The organism is Rhodococcus sp. BP-332, from assembly GCF_019836065.1.
Taxonomy (GTDB): Bacteria; Actinomycetota; Actinomycetes; order Mycobacteriales; family Mycobacteriaceae; genus Rhodococcoides.
In genome coordinates this window covers 1,166,447-1,185,245 of sequence record NZ_JABUEC010000001.1, presented here as the reverse complement: position 1 = coordinate 1,185,245, position 18,799 = coordinate 1,166,447, and the positions used below count along the sequence as shown (strand labels likewise).

General features: G+C 64.9%; 21 protein-coding genes and 1 tRNA gene. 9 read left to right on the top strand and 13 right to left on the bottom strand.

The annotated features are described in order from the left end of the window. The first annotated feature begins 29 nt into the window (after positions 1–29). Positions 30–1,421, top strand: coding sequence for a dipeptidase (locus HQ314_RS05630; RefSeq protein WP_222649454.1), 1,392 nt, complete (start codon positions 30–32; stop codon positions 1,419–1,421). Here HQ314_RS05630 and bcp read toward each other — a convergent pair. Beyond that, positions 1,399–1,872 (bottom strand): thioredoxin-dependent thiol peroxidase, encoded by a 474-nt coding sequence (bcp, locus tag HQ314_RS05625; RefSeq protein WP_222638574.1) that lies wholly within the window; start codon positions 1,870–1,872, stop codon positions 1,399–1,401. The genes HQ314_RS05630 and bcp overlap by 23 nt on opposite strands. A 112-nt stretch (positions 1,873–1,984) precedes the next feature. On the opposite strand from bcp, the gene HQ314_RS05620 reads away from it, so the two are divergent. From HQ314_RS05620 to HQ314_RS05595, 6 genes are all read left to right on the top strand, one after another. Next, positions 1,985–2,206 (top strand): DUF3618 domain-containing protein, encoded by a 222-nt coding sequence (locus HQ314_RS05620; RefSeq protein ID WP_027505503.1) that lies wholly within the window; start codon positions 1,985–1,987, stop codon positions 2,204–2,206. A 92-nt stretch (positions 2,207–2,298) separates the two neighbouring features. Beyond that, positions 2,299–2,374 (top strand) — tRNA-Lys (locus HQ314_RS05615). A gap of 627 nt (positions 2,375–3,001) precedes the next feature. Further along, on the top strand, positions 3,002–3,574 hold the full coding sequence (locus HQ314_RS05610) for a hypothetical protein (RefSeq protein ID WP_222649453.1): 573 nt from the start codon (positions 3,002–3,004) through the stop codon (positions 3,572–3,574). Between the two features lie 160 nt (positions 3,575–3,734). Then, positions 3,735–4,106: a hypothetical protein gene (locus tag HQ314_RS05605; protein WP_222649452.1), complete on the top strand. Its 372-nt coding sequence runs from the start codon at positions 3,735–3,737 to the stop codon at positions 4,104–4,106. 6 nt (positions 4,107–4,112) lie between these two features. After that, positions 4,113–4,814 carry a hypothetical protein gene (locus HQ314_RS05600; protein ID WP_222649451.1) on the top strand — a complete coding sequence of 234 codons (702 nt, stop codon included), beginning with the start codon at positions 4,113–4,115 and terminating at the stop codon, positions 4,812–4,814. A gap of 599 nt (positions 4,815–5,413) precedes the next feature. Continuing rightward, on the top strand, positions 5,414–6,229 hold the full coding sequence (locus HQ314_RS05595) for a hypothetical protein (protein ID WP_222649450.1): 816 nt from the start codon (positions 5,414–5,416) through the stop codon (positions 6,227–6,229). A gap of 251 nt (positions 6,230–6,480) precedes the next feature. Here the strand turns inward: HQ314_RS05595 and HQ314_RS05590 are convergent, their stop codons facing one another. The 6 genes from HQ314_RS05590 to HQ314_RS05565 form a co-directional block, all read right to left on the bottom strand. Continuing rightward, positions 6,481–6,945, bottom strand: a complete 465-nt coding sequence (locus HQ314_RS05590) for a hypothetical protein (protein WP_222649449.1) — start codon at positions 6,943–6,945, stop codon at positions 6,481–6,483. Continuing rightward, on the bottom strand, positions 6,942–7,301 hold the full coding sequence (locus tag HQ314_RS05585) for a hypothetical protein (protein ID WP_308119234.1): 360 nt from the start codon (positions 7,299–7,301) through the stop codon (positions 6,942–6,944). Before HQ314_RS05585 ends, HQ314_RS05590 begins: the two co-directional genes overlap by 4 nt. A gap of 337 nt (positions 7,302–7,638) precedes the next feature. Beyond that, a complete protein-coding gene (locus HQ314_RS05580) occupies positions 7,639–8,181 on the bottom strand; it encodes a hypothetical protein (RefSeq protein ID WP_222649448.1) in 543 nt (180 codons plus the stop codon). A gap of 247 nt (positions 8,182–8,428) precedes the next feature. After that, positions 8,429–9,727, bottom strand: coding sequence for a dicarboxylate/amino acid:cation symporter (locus tag HQ314_RS05575; RefSeq protein ID WP_222649447.1), 1,299 nt, complete (start codon positions 9,725–9,727; stop codon positions 8,429–8,431). Between the two features lie 179 nt (positions 9,728–9,906). Beyond that, positions 9,907–10,140: a hypothetical protein gene (locus tag HQ314_RS05570; protein ID WP_222649446.1), complete on the bottom strand. Its 234-nt coding sequence runs from the start codon at positions 10,138–10,140 to the stop codon at positions 9,907–9,909. A gap of 31 nt (positions 10,141–10,171) precedes the next feature. Next, the gene (locus HQ314_RS05565) at positions 10,172–10,747 is read right to left on the bottom strand and encodes a transcriptional regulator (RefSeq protein WP_222649445.1); all 576 of its coding nucleotides are present in this window, start codon (positions 10,745–10,747) and stop codon (positions 10,172–10,174) included. A gap of 336 nt (positions 10,748–11,083) precedes the next feature. Between HQ314_RS05565 and HQ314_RS05560 the strand changes: the two genes are divergently transcribed. Further along, positions 11,084–11,425, top strand: coding sequence for a hypothetical protein (locus HQ314_RS05560; protein WP_222649444.1), 342 nt, complete (start codon positions 11,084–11,086; stop codon positions 11,423–11,425). A gap of 628 nt (positions 11,426–12,053) precedes the next feature. Here HQ314_RS05560 and HQ314_RS05555 read toward each other — a convergent pair. Further along, a complete protein-coding gene (locus HQ314_RS05555; RefSeq protein ID WP_222649541.1) occupies positions 12,054–12,599 on the bottom strand; it encodes a TetR/AcrR family transcriptional regulator in 546 nt (181 codons plus the stop codon). A gap of 97 nt (positions 12,600–12,696) precedes the next feature. Between HQ314_RS05555 and HQ314_RS05550 the strand changes: the two genes are divergently transcribed. Next, positions 12,697–13,836 (top strand): NAD(P)/FAD-dependent oxidoreductase, encoded by a 1,140-nt coding sequence (locus HQ314_RS05550; RefSeq protein ID WP_222649443.1) that lies wholly within the window; start codon positions 12,697–12,699, stop codon positions 13,834–13,836. A gap of 64 nt (positions 13,837–13,900) precedes the next feature. Here HQ314_RS05550 and HQ314_RS05545 read toward each other — a convergent pair whose 3' ends face one another. From HQ314_RS05545 to HQ314_RS05525, 5 genes are all read right to left on the bottom strand, one after another. After that, positions 13,901–14,149 (bottom strand): hypothetical protein, encoded by a 249-nt coding sequence (locus HQ314_RS05545; RefSeq protein WP_222649442.1) that lies wholly within the window; start codon positions 14,147–14,149, stop codon positions 13,901–13,903. 459 nt (positions 14,150–14,608) lie between these two features. Further along, on the bottom strand, positions 14,609–15,637 hold the full coding sequence (locus HQ314_RS05540; protein ID WP_056075226.1) for an LLM class flavin-dependent oxidoreductase: 1,029 nt from the start codon (positions 15,635–15,637) through the stop codon (positions 14,609–14,611). A gap of 521 nt (positions 15,638–16,158) precedes the next feature. Next, positions 16,159–16,329 carry a hypothetical protein gene (locus tag HQ314_RS05535; protein WP_155957004.1) on the bottom strand — a complete coding sequence of 57 codons (171 nt, stop codon included), beginning with the start codon at positions 16,327–16,329 and terminating at the stop codon, positions 16,159–16,161. Further along, entirely contained in the window at positions 16,326–16,541 is a 216-nt protein-coding gene (locus HQ314_RS05530; RefSeq protein ID WP_261781354.1) for a hypothetical protein, read from the bottom strand. Before HQ314_RS05530 ends, HQ314_RS05535 begins: the two co-directional genes overlap by 4 nt. A gap of 396 nt (positions 16,542–16,937) precedes the next feature. Beyond that, positions 16,938–18,239 (bottom strand): alpha-hydroxy-acid oxidizing protein, encoded by a 1,302-nt coding sequence (locus HQ314_RS05525; protein ID WP_222649540.1) that lies wholly within the window; start codon positions 18,237–18,239, stop codon positions 16,938–16,940. Positions 18,240–18,799: the final 560 nt, after the last annotated feature.

Genomic DNA, 18,799 nt, shown 5'->3' with positions numbered 1-18,799 from the left:
CGACGCGTCGAGGTGCCAGACTGTTTTCCATGACCTCTGGTACCGATGCGCAGTTGTCCGAGCTCCGAGACCGCGTGCGTGCGAGCATGCCGCGAGTGCGCGCCGAACTGGCCGACCTCGTCGCCTTTCGCTCCATCGCCGATCCCGAGCAGGCGCCGCCGTCCGAGTGCCGCTCCGCCGCGGAGTGGGTGCGGGACGCGTTCCGCGACGCCGGCGTGAAAGACACGGAGTTGCACGAGACGTCCGACGGATCGGCGGCCGTCATCGGTCGGCGCCGCGCCGCGGACGGTGCTCCGACGGTCCTGCTGTACTCGCACTACGACGTCCAGCCTGCGGGCGACGAGTCGCTGTGGAACAGCGCGCCTTTCGAGTTGACCGATCGGGACGGTCGCTGGTTCGGCCGCGGTTCGGCCGATTGCAAGGGCAACGTGCTGATGCACCTCGCGGCGCTCCGTGCGCTCGGCTCCGACTCGGAGGTGGGCATCGTGGTGGTGTGCGAGGGCTCGGAGGAGACCGGGACCGGTGGCCTCGAGGACCTGGTGCGCGACCGTCCCGAGCTGTTCGCCGCAGATGTGATCGTCATCGGCGACACGGGCAACATCGCCGTCGGAACGCCGACGCTGACGACGTCGCTGCGCGGCATGGCGATCGTGCGGGTCGACGTCGAGACACTCTGCGGCGCAGTGCATTCCGGCATGTACGGCGGTCCTGCGCCCGACGCACTGGTGGCCCTCGTGGCGATGCTCGCCACGCTGCACGACGTCAACGGCGACACCACCATCGACGGGGTGGACGGTTCCGGCGTGTGGGACGGTGCCGAGTATCCGGTCGAGCGTTTCCGGACGGATGCGGGCGTGCTGCACGGTGTGGAGCTCACCGGGAGCGGGTCTATCGCCGACCATCTCTGGGCCCGGCCGTCCGTCACCGTCATGGGCATCGACTGCCCACCCGTGGTGGGAAGCGCCGCCGCCGTGGTGCCTCGCGCGTCCGCGCGCATCGGACTGCGCGTACCGCCCGGCATGGACGCCGAGAAGACGCGTGATCTGCTCGTCACTCACCTGACGAATGCGGCGCCGTGGTCCGCGCGGGTGACGGTCACGCCGGATGCCGTCGGATCACCCTTCGCCGCCCGTACGGACGGCCCCGCGTACGGCACGCTGATGACCGCGCTGAGCGACGCCTACGGCGAGCCCGTGCAGTTCGCCGGGCAGGGCGGTTCCATTCCGCTGTGCACCGCGCTGCAGCGCGCGGTGCCGGATGCGGAGATCGTCCTCATGGGCGTCGAGGAGCCGCTGTCGACCATTCACGCACCGAACGAGAGCGTCGACCCCAGCGAGATCGAGACCATCGCGGTGGCCGAAGCAGCGTTCCTGAGCCGCCTGCCCGAGCAGTGGCGGCTCAGAGCTTCAGATCGCGGATGAGCTTGGCGACGTGGCCGGTGGCCTTCACGTTGTACTGAGCCACCTCGACCTTGCCGTCGGCGTCGATGACGAACGTCGAGCGGATGACGCCCGTGACGGTCTTGCCGTACATCGACTTCTCGCCGAACGCGCCCCACGCCTGCAGGGTCGACTTCTCCGGATCGGAGAGCAGCGGGAACGTGAGGCCCTCGTCGTCGCGGAACTTCGTCAGCTTGGCGGGCTTGTCCGGCGACACCCCGATCACCTCGAGGCCCGCATCGTTGAGCTGCGCCAGGCTGTCGCGGAAGTCGCACGCCTGCTTCGTGCACCCCGGCGTCGCCGCGGCGGGGTAGAAGTAGACGACCACGCGTCGGCCGGCGTAGTCCGCCAGCGACACGGTGTTGCCGTCGGCGTCGGGGAGGGACAGGGCGGGAGCAGCGTCGCCTGCGGACAGTCTCGAGGTCGTGGTCACGATGCCAAACTTAGCCGACTCGTCCGAGCCGGGCAGGCGCGCCGGGCGTCGTGCTCTAGGCTCTGAGGCGACCGCAGAAGTTCTGCATCTTCGTCCAGCCGGGAGGGCTTTCGTGGCACGCAACACCGACAACATCGAGCGCGACATCGAGGCCGCACGCGACCAGCTCGCGTCGACCCTGGACGAGCTCAGCGTGCGCGCCAACCCGAAGCGGCTGGTCGAGAACACCAAGCGCAGCGTCGTGGGCACCCTCAACGAGCCCGCCGTGAAGTTCTCGCTCATCGGCGTCGGCGCCGTCGTCGCCATCCTGGTGATCCGCAAGATCGTCAGCTGAGCATCTGCGCAGGTCAGTGACTCGATTTCACTCCCTGCGCGCCAGGTGTTAATGTCTTTCACGCACCGAGGAGCGCGAGCCGCTCCGACCATGCGCCTATAGCTCAGTTGGTAGAGCAAGTGACTCTTAATCACTGGGTCCGGGGTTCGAGTCCCTGTGGGCGCACCACAAAGGGCCCCTGATCAGCAGTTAGCTGGTCAGGGGCTCTTCTGGTTTCGGCGCCACTCACTACTTGTTCATGACTTTTGACCCGGTCCACCGCCGCGCTGGGTCTACAATAATGCATGGTCCCTGGGCGAAAGCGTGCCTCACTCTGATCGGCCCGGCAGCGCCGACGAGGTCGCTGCCCGTGTTCGGCTGCTGTATCCCGGTGCGGTCGCGCTCCTCCGACAGGCCATCCACTCGACGGTGACTTCCGAGGGTCGGTCGGACATACGACTGCGGCCGGATCAGCGCCTCTACGGACCGTCGATAGCCGACAACGACTCGCGAGTTCTCGTCAGCCACAGCTTCCATCCCTACGCGAACGACCTCGGAACGTTTCCGCCCGTCAGTGCCCCGATGTTCGTGCGCGTCGCGGTGTCTGCGTACCGGATGTCGGAGTCGGAACCGCCTCTGCAGTGGCAATCAGGTCCGACCGCAGGAATCTCTGTCACTGAGGCGGAAGGCTGGCTTCGTGGCGGTCTAGGGGACCAGTGGGCGGATTTCGCCTACCTGCGCGGTGAGAGTCAGGATGTGCCCGAGCGTGCGGGTCGGTACCGAATCGGGTTCGTTATGGATGTGACTGGGTCGCCAATGCTGGCGCCGAACAACTTCGACTGGTCGAGGGTGGACGGGCAGCTCGAAGAAAACGTTCGCAAGATCGAACCGTTACCGGCGAATATCGCCCTACGGCAACAGATCCTGCGCGAGGGGCCGTTCGCCGACCCCACCGCTTACCTGGATCCGCGGACAACCGCGGACGGTCGGTGGCGAATCGAGGCGAGCGTGCGCGAAGCCGATCGAGACGCCGTGGAGGCGATCGGTCTGCTCGCCGACCTGCTCAGTATCCGCGGCTACGTGCACAGTGCACTGGTTCCACTCTCCCTTCATCTGAGCGGACGCACAGCAACTCTCACGTACCGCCTCGGGGATCGCCCGGAAGTGTACGACGCGGCGGTGCCCGTGCCCTCGCGTGCGGATATGAGCGCTCCAGCTGTGTCGACTGACTGGATTGAACGCTTCGGCTACCACCCGCCGACATTCCCGATGGCCACCGAGCAGTGGGCTCGAGGGCTGTGCGCGTTCTGGACCGAGATGGTCGCCTACGGCCGCATCGGCGATGCTCGCCCGCCATGGTCGGACCGACGAATGCGGTCGCGGGGGTGATCAGCGAATCGTTGTCGCTGTGCTGGTACCGATCTGGTGTGGTCGGCGAAGCGTGTGCGTGCTGCGAGGACCTGTTGCCGCTGCATATCCTCGACTCGTGATGTTGTACCCCGTAGGTCGAACGCTGATTCGTACAGCGCTGCTCGTAGCACTGGCAGCCGTGGCGGTCGCGGGGTGTGCGGCCGACCCCGGCGGAGGTGACGAAACGACATCGATCGAGGCGTCCTCCATCGAGCTGACCCGACCGAGCCTCAGAGGGGATGTCGACGCCGCTCGCGCTCGACTTCTGGGTACCGACGTCTCGACGTTCGCATCGTTGCTCACGAACCCCGCGCTGGTGGCGATCTCTGCGGACGTTCTTCACCAGACTGCGTTGGAGGCCTGTAGCGAACTGGGTGTCACCGGCGACGCGCAATCTGCGTTCTCGCTCGTCTCGACGACGCTGCAGGTGTCCGACAATGCCGCCAGGGAGCTCGTCACCGTGGGTGTGCACGTTCTGTGTCCGGCTGAACAGTTTCACTTACCGCGGTAGGACAACATGACGATGCCGATCAATCGACTCGACAAGGCCCACCATCGTGGTGGACTTGCCGCGCATGTCGGACTGCTCATCGACGCGGTCGCACACCGGGACCGGTGGCGGATTGCGCGCCGAGCGACGGGTGACCTTCTCGACGAGTTACTCAGCGGCGCATACGACGATGTCTACGGCGAGCCGGGTACGGACGTCGGCCTCGATGGTGCACCGGTGGTGATGGTGGACGACGGGATGGCAGTGGTGATCGCGGTGGCCCGCGGTGGAGGTATCGAGCAGCCGGTTCCGGTGTGTGCGCTGCTCACCCAATCGAGCAATCCTGATCACGGATGGCTGGTCGGTGCACTCACACAAGACCATCTGCTGGACAACAGTTTCCAGCGTCGAGTTCAACACAACGAGTTCGCCCCGGACGAGGACGCGGCGATCATTGCTGGCCACATGCCACTCGACGAGGAGGCAGCATCGACCGACTGGAACGATGACGCGACCGTTGTGCGCCGCGTTCCCTCTGCCCTGATCACTGTCGCCGACGCACGCTCCGAGGCAGAGGAGATGCCCCGCGAACGGTGGGCGTGGGAGGCGGACAACAGATACTCCTTCGCAGCTCTCTATCTCCGCGCCACTCATCCGGAACTCGTGCGGGAGTTCTCTCAGAGAGATACCCGCGCGTGGACGGGACTCGCACCCGACAACGACAAGTGAAAATCGTTCAACGGGGAGGGCAATTCATAAGTTTCTCCGGGCAGCCGATGCCAGGGTGGCAACAACAGGACAACAAGTTGGATTAAGAGTCGTGTAGCCATGGTCGTCCACCATCGTCTCGGCCATTTGCAGCGACGAGTCTCAGATCGTCGCTAACGAGCCGGCTGAAGCTTCTCAGGATGTGCCCATCGTGCCGTCGGCTTGCAGCAAGAAGTTCGAGTGCTGGCCGTCACTGGCCGACCGAGCCGAGATTCACCGTAAGAACGCTGGGGCAGCAGGAACGATCGGCAACACCGTAGGACATGTTCAAGTGGTCGACCGTGTGCTGCCACATCTCCGCGGCGGCTACCGGTGCTCGGCGACGTCGCTGCTCACGAATTTGTTCTGAGATGGATGTGCGTAGTGTGCGGGCGCCAAGTGCTTGCGAGACGATGAGGTAGAACGTGTGCGCGGTGGTTCGGGCGACAGTCCTGGACTGCCACGTCGTTCGAGAGACTGGGGTGAGTCCAATGGTGGTGTGGTCCGCGTCGTTCACGGTGGCGCAACAAATCTTTCAGCTCGTAGAGGAGGCCGCTGATCCACGAGCTGGGTACCTCCGCATGATCACCGAATCTCGGCGGCAGCTCATCGAATCGGGCAGCGACACCGCACCTGGGATTCTTGCGACCAGCATGATGGGTACCGTTTTCGTCACTACACGCGATCTGCTCGACACGGAAATCGACGCTGATGCTCTGGCTGACGAGCTCGTCGCCACGTACGAGCACCGCCGCCCAGCAAGCTCACCCGCCGCAACGTGCGACGCGACCAGCGACGGTTCACCTCGACCGCGGCCCGCCACTTCGTTGGGGAAAACCTGGCTTGTCGTCACCGAGATCCTCGTTGAGCACGAGGTCGCACCCTCCTACGAATTGGCACGCTGGCCGGGCCCTTTACAGGACTGGTATCCGGCCGATGCGCTCAGTGAGCCGTCGGTGAGGTTCTGGTTCGAGCAAGGGTGCTGGCGGTATCCCGACCTCCTGCCCACACCACGTCCCGTGGGTCCGGCGTCAAGTGTGGAGCTCTCGCAGCTGTGGGAGCGGATCGAGGGGGACTTCGACCATGACGACGATGACTCCGAAGGTGATGACACTGCGGGAGAGTGGGCAGTCGGATACGACCGCAGGCTCGTGGTGATAGCTGACCTCGATGGAGTGTCGCTCGTGATCGACACACGCCCCGGCCCGAGGAGGGGCTGCATCAGCGAGTTCTCGGGCGGATTCCTGAACCCGGAGAGTGTTCGATGGGCCGGTTTGAACGAGTTCTTGGACGACATTCGCACCGCCCTGGCAGGGGACACACGGTTCGCGAATCGCTGGTCGGTTCAATTCGACGCAGGACAGCTGACGTGGAATTTGGCGAATCCTGCCACTTGATGCTGCAAGGACTACAACAAGGCGCACAAGGCGCATGTACCCCCCCGGGCGTCGTGAAACGGAGAGTTCCGTTAATCCGACCGGCAACTACATGACTGTTTATCTTCGATTCCAGCGATGGCACATCAGAAAACCCCGGGAGCAAACGCGGGTCGTGTTCGGGCCACACTCGAATGTCTACGGCAGTGGTCATAGGCACTCAGGAGTCCACGCCGCATGAGCGACATCGACAACGGGACCGCCTGCCCGTCCTAGCTGGCCAGCGACGACACCTCGGCCCGCAGCACGTACCCCGCCGGCCCGGTCGAGGTCTCGTTGAACAGATCGGCGTAGGCCTGCGCCGCGTCGTTGGCGATCGAGATCGCATCGTCCTTGTCCGGGTCCACCACCGTCACCGCCAGGCTCCCGTCTCCCTGCGGTGTGATCGTCACGTCGCGGTAGTCCGAGGCCGGACCGCCTCGCGTACGGGACAGACGTTCCGCGACCGGCCCTGCATCCTGCGGACCGTCGAAGCCGATCATGATGACCGCTGCGCGTGTCCGATAAGGGGCCCCGGCAACGGCGGAGTCATCTCGCTCCGGAGCGACAGTGACCGTCGCTGTCCGCGTGTAGGAGATGGACGACGCCCACCCGAAGAAGGCACCAAGCACCACGACCAGAACCAGTGCCACCAACGCCAGTGCCAGCTGAACCATCCTGCGGCCGCGCAACTTCATGCTTCTCCAGTTCCGTATCGAATCGCTGAGTCCAGTTCACACACGAGTTGTGACAATCGTGAGTTGCCGGGCAGTGCGGCCGGATAGCGTCGAAGCACATCGGGCACAGGCGCGATGGCACGCGCAGCGATGCGGCGAAAGCCGGCTCCCACCATCGCATCACTGGACTTCACTTCGATCACTCGGGCCGCACACGCTGCGGAGCGCAGAATGTGCCCGACCTGCGTTGCTTTCGCAATCGGGTGCAGATATGCCGCAGCCGCGGCATCGCCACAGGCAAGTGCTGCGAGTCGCGCGATCTCGCTCGAGACGATCTTCGCCGCCCGGTGCGATGCGAACGCCGCAGCGCGTTGCATGTTCGACCTGGGGGCTCCATCGACGAAGACGCGGGCCGCTTCGAGAGCGTCCCGAGGTCATGAGTCACCAGGGGTGACCGCTTCGAACTCGGGAAGAAGTTCCGCAGCGAAGTCGGCGGAGAACCTGACGACCGCACGTAGCTCCGACATCGAGAGAGCAACAGAGTCAGATTCCACGGCCTTGACTCTAGGGAGCTTCCGGGACAACCATCGAGCACCGTCCTGTGCGCCCCGGTGTTTCTCGCACCTGCGGCCGAGCTGCTGGTGTACCCAGAGACTGTCCTCGACGACGAAGCCTGACAACACTCTCCCGCGATAATGCAGCGGCTGGACCCGGTCAGATGTGCACCCGGTGCAGCCTCATCTGCGCGACGACGCAGATGCCGACGACGCCGCCGACCACCAACACGATGCTGCTGACCACGTTCGCGAGAGCGCTGGGCCACGGCACGATTGGGTCCCACCCCAGTGTGCCGAGAAGCAGCGGCTGGAGGACAGCACCGGCCGGCACGACGAGCGCTGCCAACAGGCCGGCTGTCGTGGGGCGGCGCGCTACATAGCCCACGAGTCCCAGCGGGGCACCCAACACCACCGCCGCGGCCAGCCACATCATGTTCTTTCCGCGCCACGTCGCTCCACCCAGGGCGCCCGTGACCTCTCCTGCGCCGTAGTGCACCAGCAGCGCCAGCAGTGGGGTAACAGTTCCCCACCACACCGCCGACCATGCCGTACGCGCCGCGTACGCGGATGCCACCGACAGTGCAGCCCAGACCACACCCGCGTTGGCAATTCTGGAGAACGAGAACCGAGCTGCCACCAGGACATCGGCCTGCCCTGACAGCTGGCCGATGGAGGTCAGATTCGACAAGAAGGAGATCACCCCGAGGATCACTGCGGATGCAACGACCACACGTAATCGAACGCGCGAACGTTCGCTTTCGTCGAGAACGAGTCGGTCCATGCTGTGCGACCGCAGACTCGTTGGGCGTCATGCACGCACCGTCGCATACTTCGCGCTATCGCGCGCGCACCCTGCCGTCCACGAGCCACGGTTCGGCAGTAGGTTCCACTGCAGCGGCTTCCGCGGTGCTCGAAGGCGGAGATCCGCAACCCTTCTGCGCGGAGGGTCAGTCGGCTCGGTCGGCGCTGGCCAGGGCGTCCTGGTATTCGTCGAGGTCGATCTCGTCGGCGGTCACCGTCGTGACGCCGTTGTAGACGTCGCGGTCGATCTCGTCGTCGGCGTTGGCGACGAGCATGGCGACGAAGGTGTCACCGTTGACGTTGAGAAACGTACGGAAGATTCCTGCGAACCAGTCGACGGCGATCAGCAGACCTACTGCGGCGAACGGGAGTCCGAGCGAGGTGGCCAGGAACATCGCGACGACAGGGAACCCTCCCGGCACCGTGATGGTGCCCATGTTCAGCAGGATCGCCAGCCCCATCCCGAGCGCGATCTGCCCGACACTGAGGTCGATGTCCCCGGCCTGGGCCAGGAACATCACCACGACCATGTAGTTGAGGACGGCGCCGTACGAGCCCATCGTCAACCCGATCGAGAGGGTGAAGTTCGCGACTTTCTGACTGACACCGACCTTCTCCACGGTGTTCCTCAGTACGGTCGGGAAAGTGACGGCCGAACTGGTGGTCGTGATCGCCACCGCAGTCTGCTCGGTCAGCTTGTTGGGCAGCTTCCACGGGTTCAGGCGAGTCCGCACAGTCACGACGAGGACGAACAGTGCGAACAGGATGAGGACGCCGAGCAACGTCGTGCCCAAGTAGCTCAGCGCGGTGCTCACGACGGAGAACCCGACATCACCGGCAAGTGCGGCGAGCAGACAGAAGACTCCGACCGGGGCGATGAACATGACCAACCGGATCATCGTGAGCACGATCTTCTGGATCTGATCGAGCAGCGTGAGCACAGTGGTGTCGCCGGTGTTGTTGACGTGAACGCGTAGAGCGATGCCGAACAGCAGCGAGAAGATGATGATGGGCACCATCGTCGCCGTCGACATGGCGTCGAAGACGTTGGTCGAGACGAAGTTGAGCACCGTGTCCTGCCAGCCCAGGGCCTCCCCGGCCGATGCCTCGAGGCTGGGGTCCACCTCCTGGGTGAAGACCATGCCGGCACCGGGCCGGATGACGCTGGCGAGAACCCACGCGAGGACTGCGGCCACTAACGAGAAGCCGATCATCCACTTGAACGTGCGGAACGCGATCTTGCCGGTCCCGGTCCCCGTCATCGACCCGGTCGCGACGATCACCGACGCCATCACCAGCGGGACGATCGACATCTGGATCAGCCGAATGAACAAGTCGCCGATGAACTTAAGATTGGCGGCCCAGTCCCCGACCACCAATCCGAATGCGATACCGCCGATCGCGGCGATCCCGATCTGGCCCGCAGGGTGCCCCAAGAATTTCATGGCTCACGGTAGGTCGTCCGAACTACCCCCGAGTGTCAGCTGCATTTCGAGGCCGTTACGGCTTCCGAGCTGTCGTGGTGTGCAGTCGAACCAGGTGTCGGGCGCGTTGCTGACCGGCGGTGTTGATGACGGCTTGTGAGCATCGGCAGGTCGTGGCGACGCGTCTGCCTGCGCCTTTCTCAGGTTCCGGAGATGGCGTGCAGACGGTGCCGGGACCGGGCTGCCGCCGCGTCGGCTCGGGCGAGTTGTTGCGCTGCTCGCGTCATGCGCTGCTGCGCACGGAGGAGACGGCGGCGGTCGCGGTGAGCCTGTCGTTGCAGTCGCGTGGCGACGCGGCGGTGCTGCGTGGTCATGTGCTGGGTCAATTCGGCGCGGTGAAGTTCGAGGTACAGCTTGGGCGGAAGATGGTGCATCCTGGTTCCTTTCGTTGCCAGTGGGTCGTGGTCACGGCTCGAACGGGAACCCGTGCGCGAACACCATGACGTGGCTGCTGTCGGCGGGCGCGGCCGCCGACTCTGCTCGAACACGCCACTTCTCGATCACCGACTGGATCTCGCGCGACATCCCCTCGAGCTGCTCAGCGGTCATCCTCAGTACGTAGTCGGTGCTGAACGCACCCTGTACCCAGTCGGCACCCCATCGGTCCGGATCGGAGTCGAACTCCTGGCGACGCCGAAACTGGTTGTCCACCAGAAGTCGTCGCGCTGCGCGATCGGTTGTCCGGCCCTCGGGGGTGGCGTCGAAATCGCCGGAGGACCAGGTGAAGCCGCCGTCCGGAACGCGCCACCAGCGCTCTCTCCCGTCGGTACCGCGATCGGGTGCCTCCTGGACGAACCCGGCGTCGGCGAGCTTGCGGAGGTGGTAGCTCACGGACGCAGGCGATTCATCGACCAGCTGCCCGATCCGGCTGGCGGTCGCCGCGCCCTCGGCCTGAACGGCGTACAAAATGCGGACGCGGAGCGGGTGAGTGAGCGCTTTGAGCTGGGAGACGCTCGACACCGGGCGGGGAGCGGATGGCATGGCCCCACCATATGTGTGAAAGATAACTTGCGCAATATTTCCTTCGGATTGATACTCGGTCCCGTGCGTACGCAGGGAGGCGCGTTCGGCACTAGTGGCCATGTGGACCGGTCAGTGCGACGGGTCGGCCGTTCCACGCCAGGACGAATCTGCCGCCGACGTCGTCCGCGTGCATCGGTAGCTGGGCTGCGATGTGGGGGAGTACTCGCGGGCTCTCGTTCGAGATCCGGTAACAGGGGTGCCGCACCGTTCGAAGTCCTCGCGCGATCTCATGGTCAGCGGGTCGGCGACACCATTGAGCTTCTACCCGCACCGGTGAGTGGGTTCGGCGACTTCGTGTCGTTCCCGTTCCTCACCAACGGAGTCCGGCATCTCGATCAGGAGGAACAAGGCCGCATCGCCGAACTGCGAACTGGCGACGAGCTCCGGCTGGTCCGCGACATTGAGAACCCGGTCGACCCGCAGGCTTTCCTCGTTGCTGACCACGGCGAGACCCGGTTGGGTTGGGTCCCTGATCCGATCATCGGTGTGGTGGAGGTCCTCACCGATCACCGGTTGATCGTCGAACGCGCGAACGGACCCGAGGTCGGCTTCCACTTCCGGCTTCTGGTCACGATTTCCGGCACTGCGCCTCTGGATCGAGGCCTCTTCACGGGCCCGGAATGGGACACCCGGTAGCAGCGATCGAATTGACCAGTTCATCCGACTTCGCCGGCGCAGATCTTCTGCGGCCAGCCGATCAATGCTCCACGCGGGCAGCCTGACACTCCACGGGCCGCTCACCACTTATTCGCAACTTTCGTTTCGGTCCTACTCGCATCGTGGTGGTCCCGTGTGGTCGCGTGACTCATAACCCCCGCTGGTCACAAAGCCTTTCGTTGTCACACTCGGATTCCTGCTCTTCGCCGGGCATAGTCACTGGGTCCGGGGTTCGAGTCCCTGTGGGCGCACCACAAAGGGCCCCTGTTCAGCGGTTATGCTGAACAGGGGCCCTTTTGGTTTCGGTGCCACTCACTACTTGTTCATGACTTTCAACTCGGAACACACCGTCTTGGTCACTCCGGAGGCGTGGTTATGTTGCGTTGTTGCTGTTGAGAGGGTTGCTTTCAGATCGTCGGGATCGTATCTGTGTCGGTTTCACTGGACGGGTTGATTCAGAATCGTGTAGCCATGGTTGTCCATCACCGTTCGACCATCGGCCCGCTCCGCACGTGGGGCACAGCCTGTAACCGTTAATGGGTCAACGCGTCGTGCTGATCGACGGGCAGCGCCGACATGGAGTTGCGGAGTTTCGGCGTACGACCCGTCACGGGGAGTCGAGATACCGCTGCACGGTCGGCCCCAGCTGGTTTTCCAGTTCTGTCGGCGTCAACGCAGCAACCGGTGGGAGGTGCAGGACGTAGCGGCACAGGCCCAGGCCCAGCATCTGAGTGGCGATGAGCCCGGCACGTCGAGGAACGCCCGCGTCCGGATTGCACGATGCGACGACAGGCAGCAATTGCGTGGTGAAGATATCGCAGATGCGCTGCGCCGCATCCGCGTTCGTGGTCGATGAGCGCAACAGTACGACGAGCGCATCGTCGCGTTCCCAGCGCTCGACAAAATGTGCGACCAATCGGCGACCGATGTCAGCAGCATCGACATCGGTGAGGTCGGGCAACTCCAGATCGAACTCCGCGGCCGCCGCGAAGAGTCCTTCCTTGTTGCCGAAGTACCGCATCACCATGGACGGATCGATGCTGGCGTCTGCTGCGATCGCACGTACGGTCGACCGTTCGTAACCTGACGTCGCGAACCGCCGACGGGCCGCCGCGAGAATGATCTCTTTGGTGTCGGCTGAGGAACGGCGCATGCCCACAAGCGTAGGCCAACAGGCGTTGACACGGCAGTCGGACCCGCGCATCCTGGTCATGCCAACGCTTGTTGACATGACCGAGAGAAGGTTCGCGATGAATTCCACCGACGTTCTCGTGATCGGCGCGGGGCCCACCGGGCTGGCCCTGGCGTGCGCCCTCGCGCAGAAGAAGATCTCCACTGTCGTGGTGGATCGACAGGCGGAGGGGGCGAACACCTCTCGCGCCGCTGTGGTCAATGCCCGCAGCTTGGAGGTTCTCGAACGCCTCGACGCCGCCGAGCAGTTGATGGCGCGCGGGCTGCGGGCCCCGCGTTTCACCATCCGCGATGGTGAACGCACGTTGTTCGACGTGGACTTCACCCTGCTTCCGACCAGGTATCCGTTCAGTCTGATGGTGTCGCAGGCGACGACCGAGGAGGTGTTGCTGCGTCGGTTGATGGACATGGGCGGCTCTGTGCAGCGACCCAGGACGCTGGTGGCCGTTCACCAGCATGACGACGGCGTGACCGCAGAATTCGCCGACCGGGACACCATGTCCGCGCGGTACGTGATCGGTGCCGACGGAGTCCACAGCACGGTGCGTTCCGAGGCGGGAATCGGCTTCGACGGCGCACCGTACGACCAGGCGTTCGTCCTGGCGGACGTCCGGCTCTCCGGCGACGCGCCTGTCGACGAAGTGATCCTGTTCTGGGCACGGGCCGGAATGACCGTTGTTGCGCCACTGCCGGACGGGATGCACCGAGTCGTCGCCCCGGTGCAGCACGCCCCGCGACGACTGACATCGGATTTCGTGCAGGAGCTACTCGATGTTCGCGGTCCCGGCGAAGGTCGGATGCGGGTCCTCGAGCTGGCATGGGGGTCGAAATTCACGGTGCAGCACCGGGTGGCCAATTCCTTCCGCGCCGGAAGACTGCTACTCGCCGGTGATGCAGCTCATGTCCACAGTCCGGCCGGCGGACAAGGGATGAACCTCGGGATTCAGGACGCGAGTGCGCTCGCCGACGCACTCGCCGCAGCCCTGCTGCACCACACCGACTCGCGGCTCGACGACTACAACCGCAACCGGCGACCCATCGCCGCACACGTGGTGTCCATGACGGATCGGCTCACACGGTTGGCCACCGCACCCGCCGGAGTCAGGTCGGTACGCAGCCTCGGGCTCCGCGCGGTGAATCGTCTGCCCGCGGCACGCCGCCGAGCGGCGTGGCAACTCAGCGGCCTCCTGTATCGGTGAGCTCTGGTTCCACACCGGACACCGTCTTCGGTGGTCTGTTCGTAAGTCGTTCAGGGCGCGGGTGTCACCGCAGGAGGCAGTGGGCGTCGAGTGTCCCGGGCTCGGTCACGTCGAACGGGGCGTCGACGGTGACGTCGCCCGCCTCCTCGAACGTGAGGGTGACGGCGATCGAGGTACCGGGGCCGAGTTCTCCGTCCGCCAGGTCGAGGGAGACGGTGAACGGTGCGTCCTTGCCGGCGCCGCTGTCGCCGAGGTTCTCCACGGGGTTGGCCGGCGGCGATGGTGGTTCCGGGTTCGAGGGTGCGCTGCTCATCGGCGGCGTCGACGGTGACGCGGTCCGCTGCGGGGGAGGAGATGGTCACGAGTGTGTCGGTGGTGGTGTCCGAGGTGTTGAGGGCGGTGAACGTCAGTGTGGCGTTCCCGTACGCCGACGACGCATCGTTCGGGGTGGGACCTGTCAGTTCGGCGTCGATCGACACGTTCCGAATCTCGATGGCGGTCCCGTCGGTACCCCCGACGGGGGACTGCTGCGCGGCGGTGTCCGAGGAACACGACACGGCAGCGACAGCCAGAACGACGAATGCCGCTGCGAGAGGGGCGCGTCCGGCGGCAGTGCGCGAGGAGGGAGTGGGAACGGTGACGGGCGGTGTCCACCGGTACGCACAGTTGTTCCCAGGTGCTCAGTGGCGACCGAAGTCGGGACCACTCGGGTGCCGTAGATGCCCAACCTGCCGTGCGACGGTTGGGCAGCTCGTGATGATCAAGCCCACGGTCAGAGATCGGCCACCAGCGGTGCGACCTCCGTTCCCAGTAGCTCGATGCCGCGGAGCAGATCACTGTGAGCCAAGCGGGGATTGGTCATCTGCAGAGACAGCCGATCCACACCGCCGAGCTGTTCGCCCACTCGCGCGATCTTGTCGGCCACCGTCTGCGGGTCACCCATGAAAAAGGCACCGTTAGGTCCGGACGTGGCATCGAATTGCGCTCGGGTCGGTCGCGCGAATCCTCGCTCCCGCGAGATCTTCGTGAACATTTCGTTCCACCCGGGGTAGATGGTGTCCGCCGCCGCCTGCGTGCTCTCCGCGACGAACCCGAACACGTGCAGGCCCACCTTCAGTTTCTCCGGCGCATGACCTGCCTGTGCACCCGCGCGGCGGTACAGATCGACGAGCGGCGCGAACTGGCGCGGCTCACCGCCGATGATCGCGATCATCAGCGGCAACCCCAACAGACCTGCGCGAGCGAATGATTCGGGACTGCCGCCGACACCCACCCAGATCGGCAGAGGATCCTGCATGGGACGCGGATAGATGCTCTGCCGCGTCAGCGCCGGCCGGTGCTTGCCCGACCACGTCACCTCGACGTTGTCCCGGATCTGCAGCAGCAGCTCGAGCTTCTCGATGAACAGCGAGTCGTAGTCGGCCAGGTCCAGACCGAACAAGGGAAACGACTCGGTGAACGAGCCGCGGCCCACGACCAGATCCGTCCGCCCCTTCGAGATCAGATCCAGGGTGGCGAATTCCTGGAAGACTCGCACCGGATCGTCCGCACTGAGTACCTTGACCGCACTGCCCAGCCGAATCCTTTCCGTGCGAGCTGCCGCGGCCGCCAGGATGATCGACGGAGCGGAATCGTAGTACTCGCTGCGGTGGTGCTCGCCGATCCCGAACGAGTAAAGACCCACCCGGTCGGCGAGGGTGATCTCCTCGAGCAGGTGCTCCATTCGCTCGGCAGCGCCGATCACGCGGCCGTCGGTCGGGTCGGTCACGGAGGACACGAAGCTGTCCACACCTACATGCATTGCTGAACCTCTCGGTCGGGGCCACGACATCGACCCTGGTTTAGTTTACAAGTCAACCATCTCGACCGAGAAACTGTTCCCAGGGCTACCCACCTCTCCGCGCCCCTGATCGGCACGGCTGCTGATCAGGGGCCCTTTGTGGTGCGCTCGCAGGGACTCGCACCCCGGACCTTTACTGACACTCGACGGCTATGCCGCCCCGCAACCTGGCACCCGGGGCGGCAACTGGGACAAGAACACAACCCAGCTCGACGAGCACCGCCTCGCGCAGTACAGCCAGACACAGCTACCTCTACCGAGCCGGGAGAAACGCTCCATCACCGAGCCTCTCAGGTTCAAGGTCGTGGTATCAAGACGGCGGTGATACGCCGCAGCGACGGATGGACCGTGTACAGCCCTTCTCGGACTGAGCGCGCTGATCGGTCGGTTCCCCGAGCAACGCCACAGCGAAGGACAAGTGTTCTACGCCTGCTGCGCCAGTTGGTGTTCACCTTCCACGCAGCCGCTGCACCGCTGAAAGGTCAGGTCAGATCAGGCGGTGGCGTGGTGGGACGGCCGGCAGCAGTGTCGCGAAGCCACTGCGGTACCTCTCGTCCGCTTCGCTCGCGGATGGCGATGGAGGCGCGGGCAGCGGCAGCAGCCACCCTGGGCCGCTCGGCCGGTCGGTCACTGCGTTCCTCGGTGGCGGTCATCGGGGGTCCTCCTGCTGCTTGCTCTGGCTGTCAGTGTCCTCGGTTTCGGTCGGCGGCACCACCGCCCGCCGTGCCGCTGCACGGTCGGTGACAGCGACCAGAACGTCTTCCTCGGTCCTGGTGGTCAGCGCCGAGTCGGTGACCGTGGCGTAGGTGTCCCAGCCGAGTTCGGCCTCGCCGCCGTTGTCACTGGTGTGCGTTCGAGGCACCATGTGATGCGTTGCCAGGCCTGGGCGCGCTTGTCTGCGACAGTGCGTTGTCGGACGGTGGGAGGAACGCCGACGACGGCGAGGACCAATAGACGAGATGTGGTACGTCGTCTCCGTGCACGTCGCTGGGGTCCGGTCGTACCCGAGGGTGTCGGCGTGGTCATGGTGGCGTCCTGTATTCACTCGGCCGCGGCCCGAACGACTTTGCTCGCAGTGCGTTTGGGTGGTCTTGCTGTTCCGTCTGTGGGCGATCGCCTTGATGATCGGAGCTGAGCTGCGAGTGATCGGCACACCGGGATGCCGGACGGCGGTTCGCCGTCCAGGGTCTGTTGTACTCGCGAGGAGAGTAGGGTTCGCGCCGCGGCTCCGTCGTGGCTCACTGCGCTGCACTCGATCGTGTCATGGTGCTCGCCACAGGGAGTCTCGATCGATGCTGTCGGGTGAGCAGTGGCCGGCGAGTGCCATGACAAGGTCGAATTCGGCAACGATATTGGCGACGACGTCGGCGGCACCGGCGGCACCGGCCAGAGCGAGTCCGTACATGTGCGGTCTGCCGATGCACACGGCGTCGGCGCCCAGGGCGAGTGCCTTGAACACATCCGACCCCGATCGGATTCCGGAGTCGAACAACACCCTCACGCGTCCGTCGACTGCGTCGACGACCCCCGGCAAAGCGTCAGCGGCTCCGATCGCTCCGTCGATCTGTCGTCCCCCGTGGTTGGACACCACGATTGCGGCGACGCCGAGATCGACGGCGCGTCGGGCGTCGTCCGGATGCAGAACGCCTTTCAAGACGATCGGCAGGGACGTGCGGTCCTGCAGTCCGGCGATGTCGTTCCAGTTCAAGCATTCTCGCGAGTAGATGTCGGTGAACGTCGTCACCGCGGTGCGCGGCTCGGGCGACAGGAGATTGGCCACGGTGCTGCCCGGTGCGTTCCGTGCGATCGAGAACAGGGTGGACAGCGCGGACAGTGCACTCGACGGGCCCGTGATGGGGAGCTTCGGCTTTTCGGCGCCGGCCGCCAGGCGCTCCGCGACGATCGAACGGAACCGAGCATCCGAGGTGTACTGGCTGATGCCGATACCACGTGAGAACGGTAGCGATCCAAGGTTGAGGTCCTGTGGTCGCCATCCCAGCAGTGTCGTGTCGAGGGTCACCGTGATCGCGCTGGCACCGGAGCGCTCGGCCCGCGTGAGCAGGGAATCGACCAGGTCGTCGTCGGTCGACCAGTACAGTTGGAACCACCTCGGGGACCCGGGCGCGATCCGGTCCATGCCGGCAGCGACCTCCTCCATCGCGACGGACCCCTGGTTGGAGAAGATGTAGGGAAGTCCCAGTGTGGCGGCGGCTTGGCCGATCAACAGATCTGCCTGTCGATGCACTGCGCCCCCGGCTCCGACCGGAGCGAACAACACGGGTGCCGGAAGCGTGAGGCCGAGGAGTTCGCTTTCGGTGGTTCTCGCAGACACGTCCCGAAGGACCCGAGGCACGATGTTCCATCGGTCGAGAGCGCGGCGGTTGTTGTCCATCGTGGTGCCGGAGCCGGCCCCACCCGCAATGTAGGCACGCGCTCGGTCGGACATCTTCGTGAGTGCACGCCGTTCCAATCCAGGGAAATCCGTGGGAACAGTCGGTGTTCGTCCGGCCACCCCCGCTGTGTAGATGTGGTTCTGGCGTTCGCGTCCGGTGGAGAGTGGCATGTGCGGATCCGTTCCCGAGTCGTGGCCCACTTGGTCGGCATTGCCGTCGACCGATCGATGGTGCGTCGGCATGGCGGGGACGGTACACGAGCTCGGATTAGCGATGAATGCGCAGCTCAAGGGTGTGCAGCGGCACAAATTCGGTGAGGTGCCCGTGTGCGCGGTTGCCCTTGCGTCCTCGTCCGCCTCGTCGTTCACCTACAGGGTTGTGCGCCGTCTCGTCATGAAAGCCGTTGCCCGTGCGACCGGGGCAACTGACAGCAATGATTCCCGACTGCTATTGCGGTCTCATCGGAACCGTGATGGTCATGTGACTCTTGATCCACGCTACTGAGGTGGGATTCATGGTCCCACTGGATTACCGAGTTCGGCCGGGGACAGTCACTGGGTCCGGGGTTCGAGTCCCTTCTGGTTCAGATGCTACTCACTACTATTTTCCGAGACCGTGGACCACAGGTCTGACGGCGAGGTGCCGATGTGACGTCGACACGGCGTGCCTGTCCGGTGATGAGTTCGGCAGCGCACCCGAGTCGACACGGCATGACTACACACACGCTCGC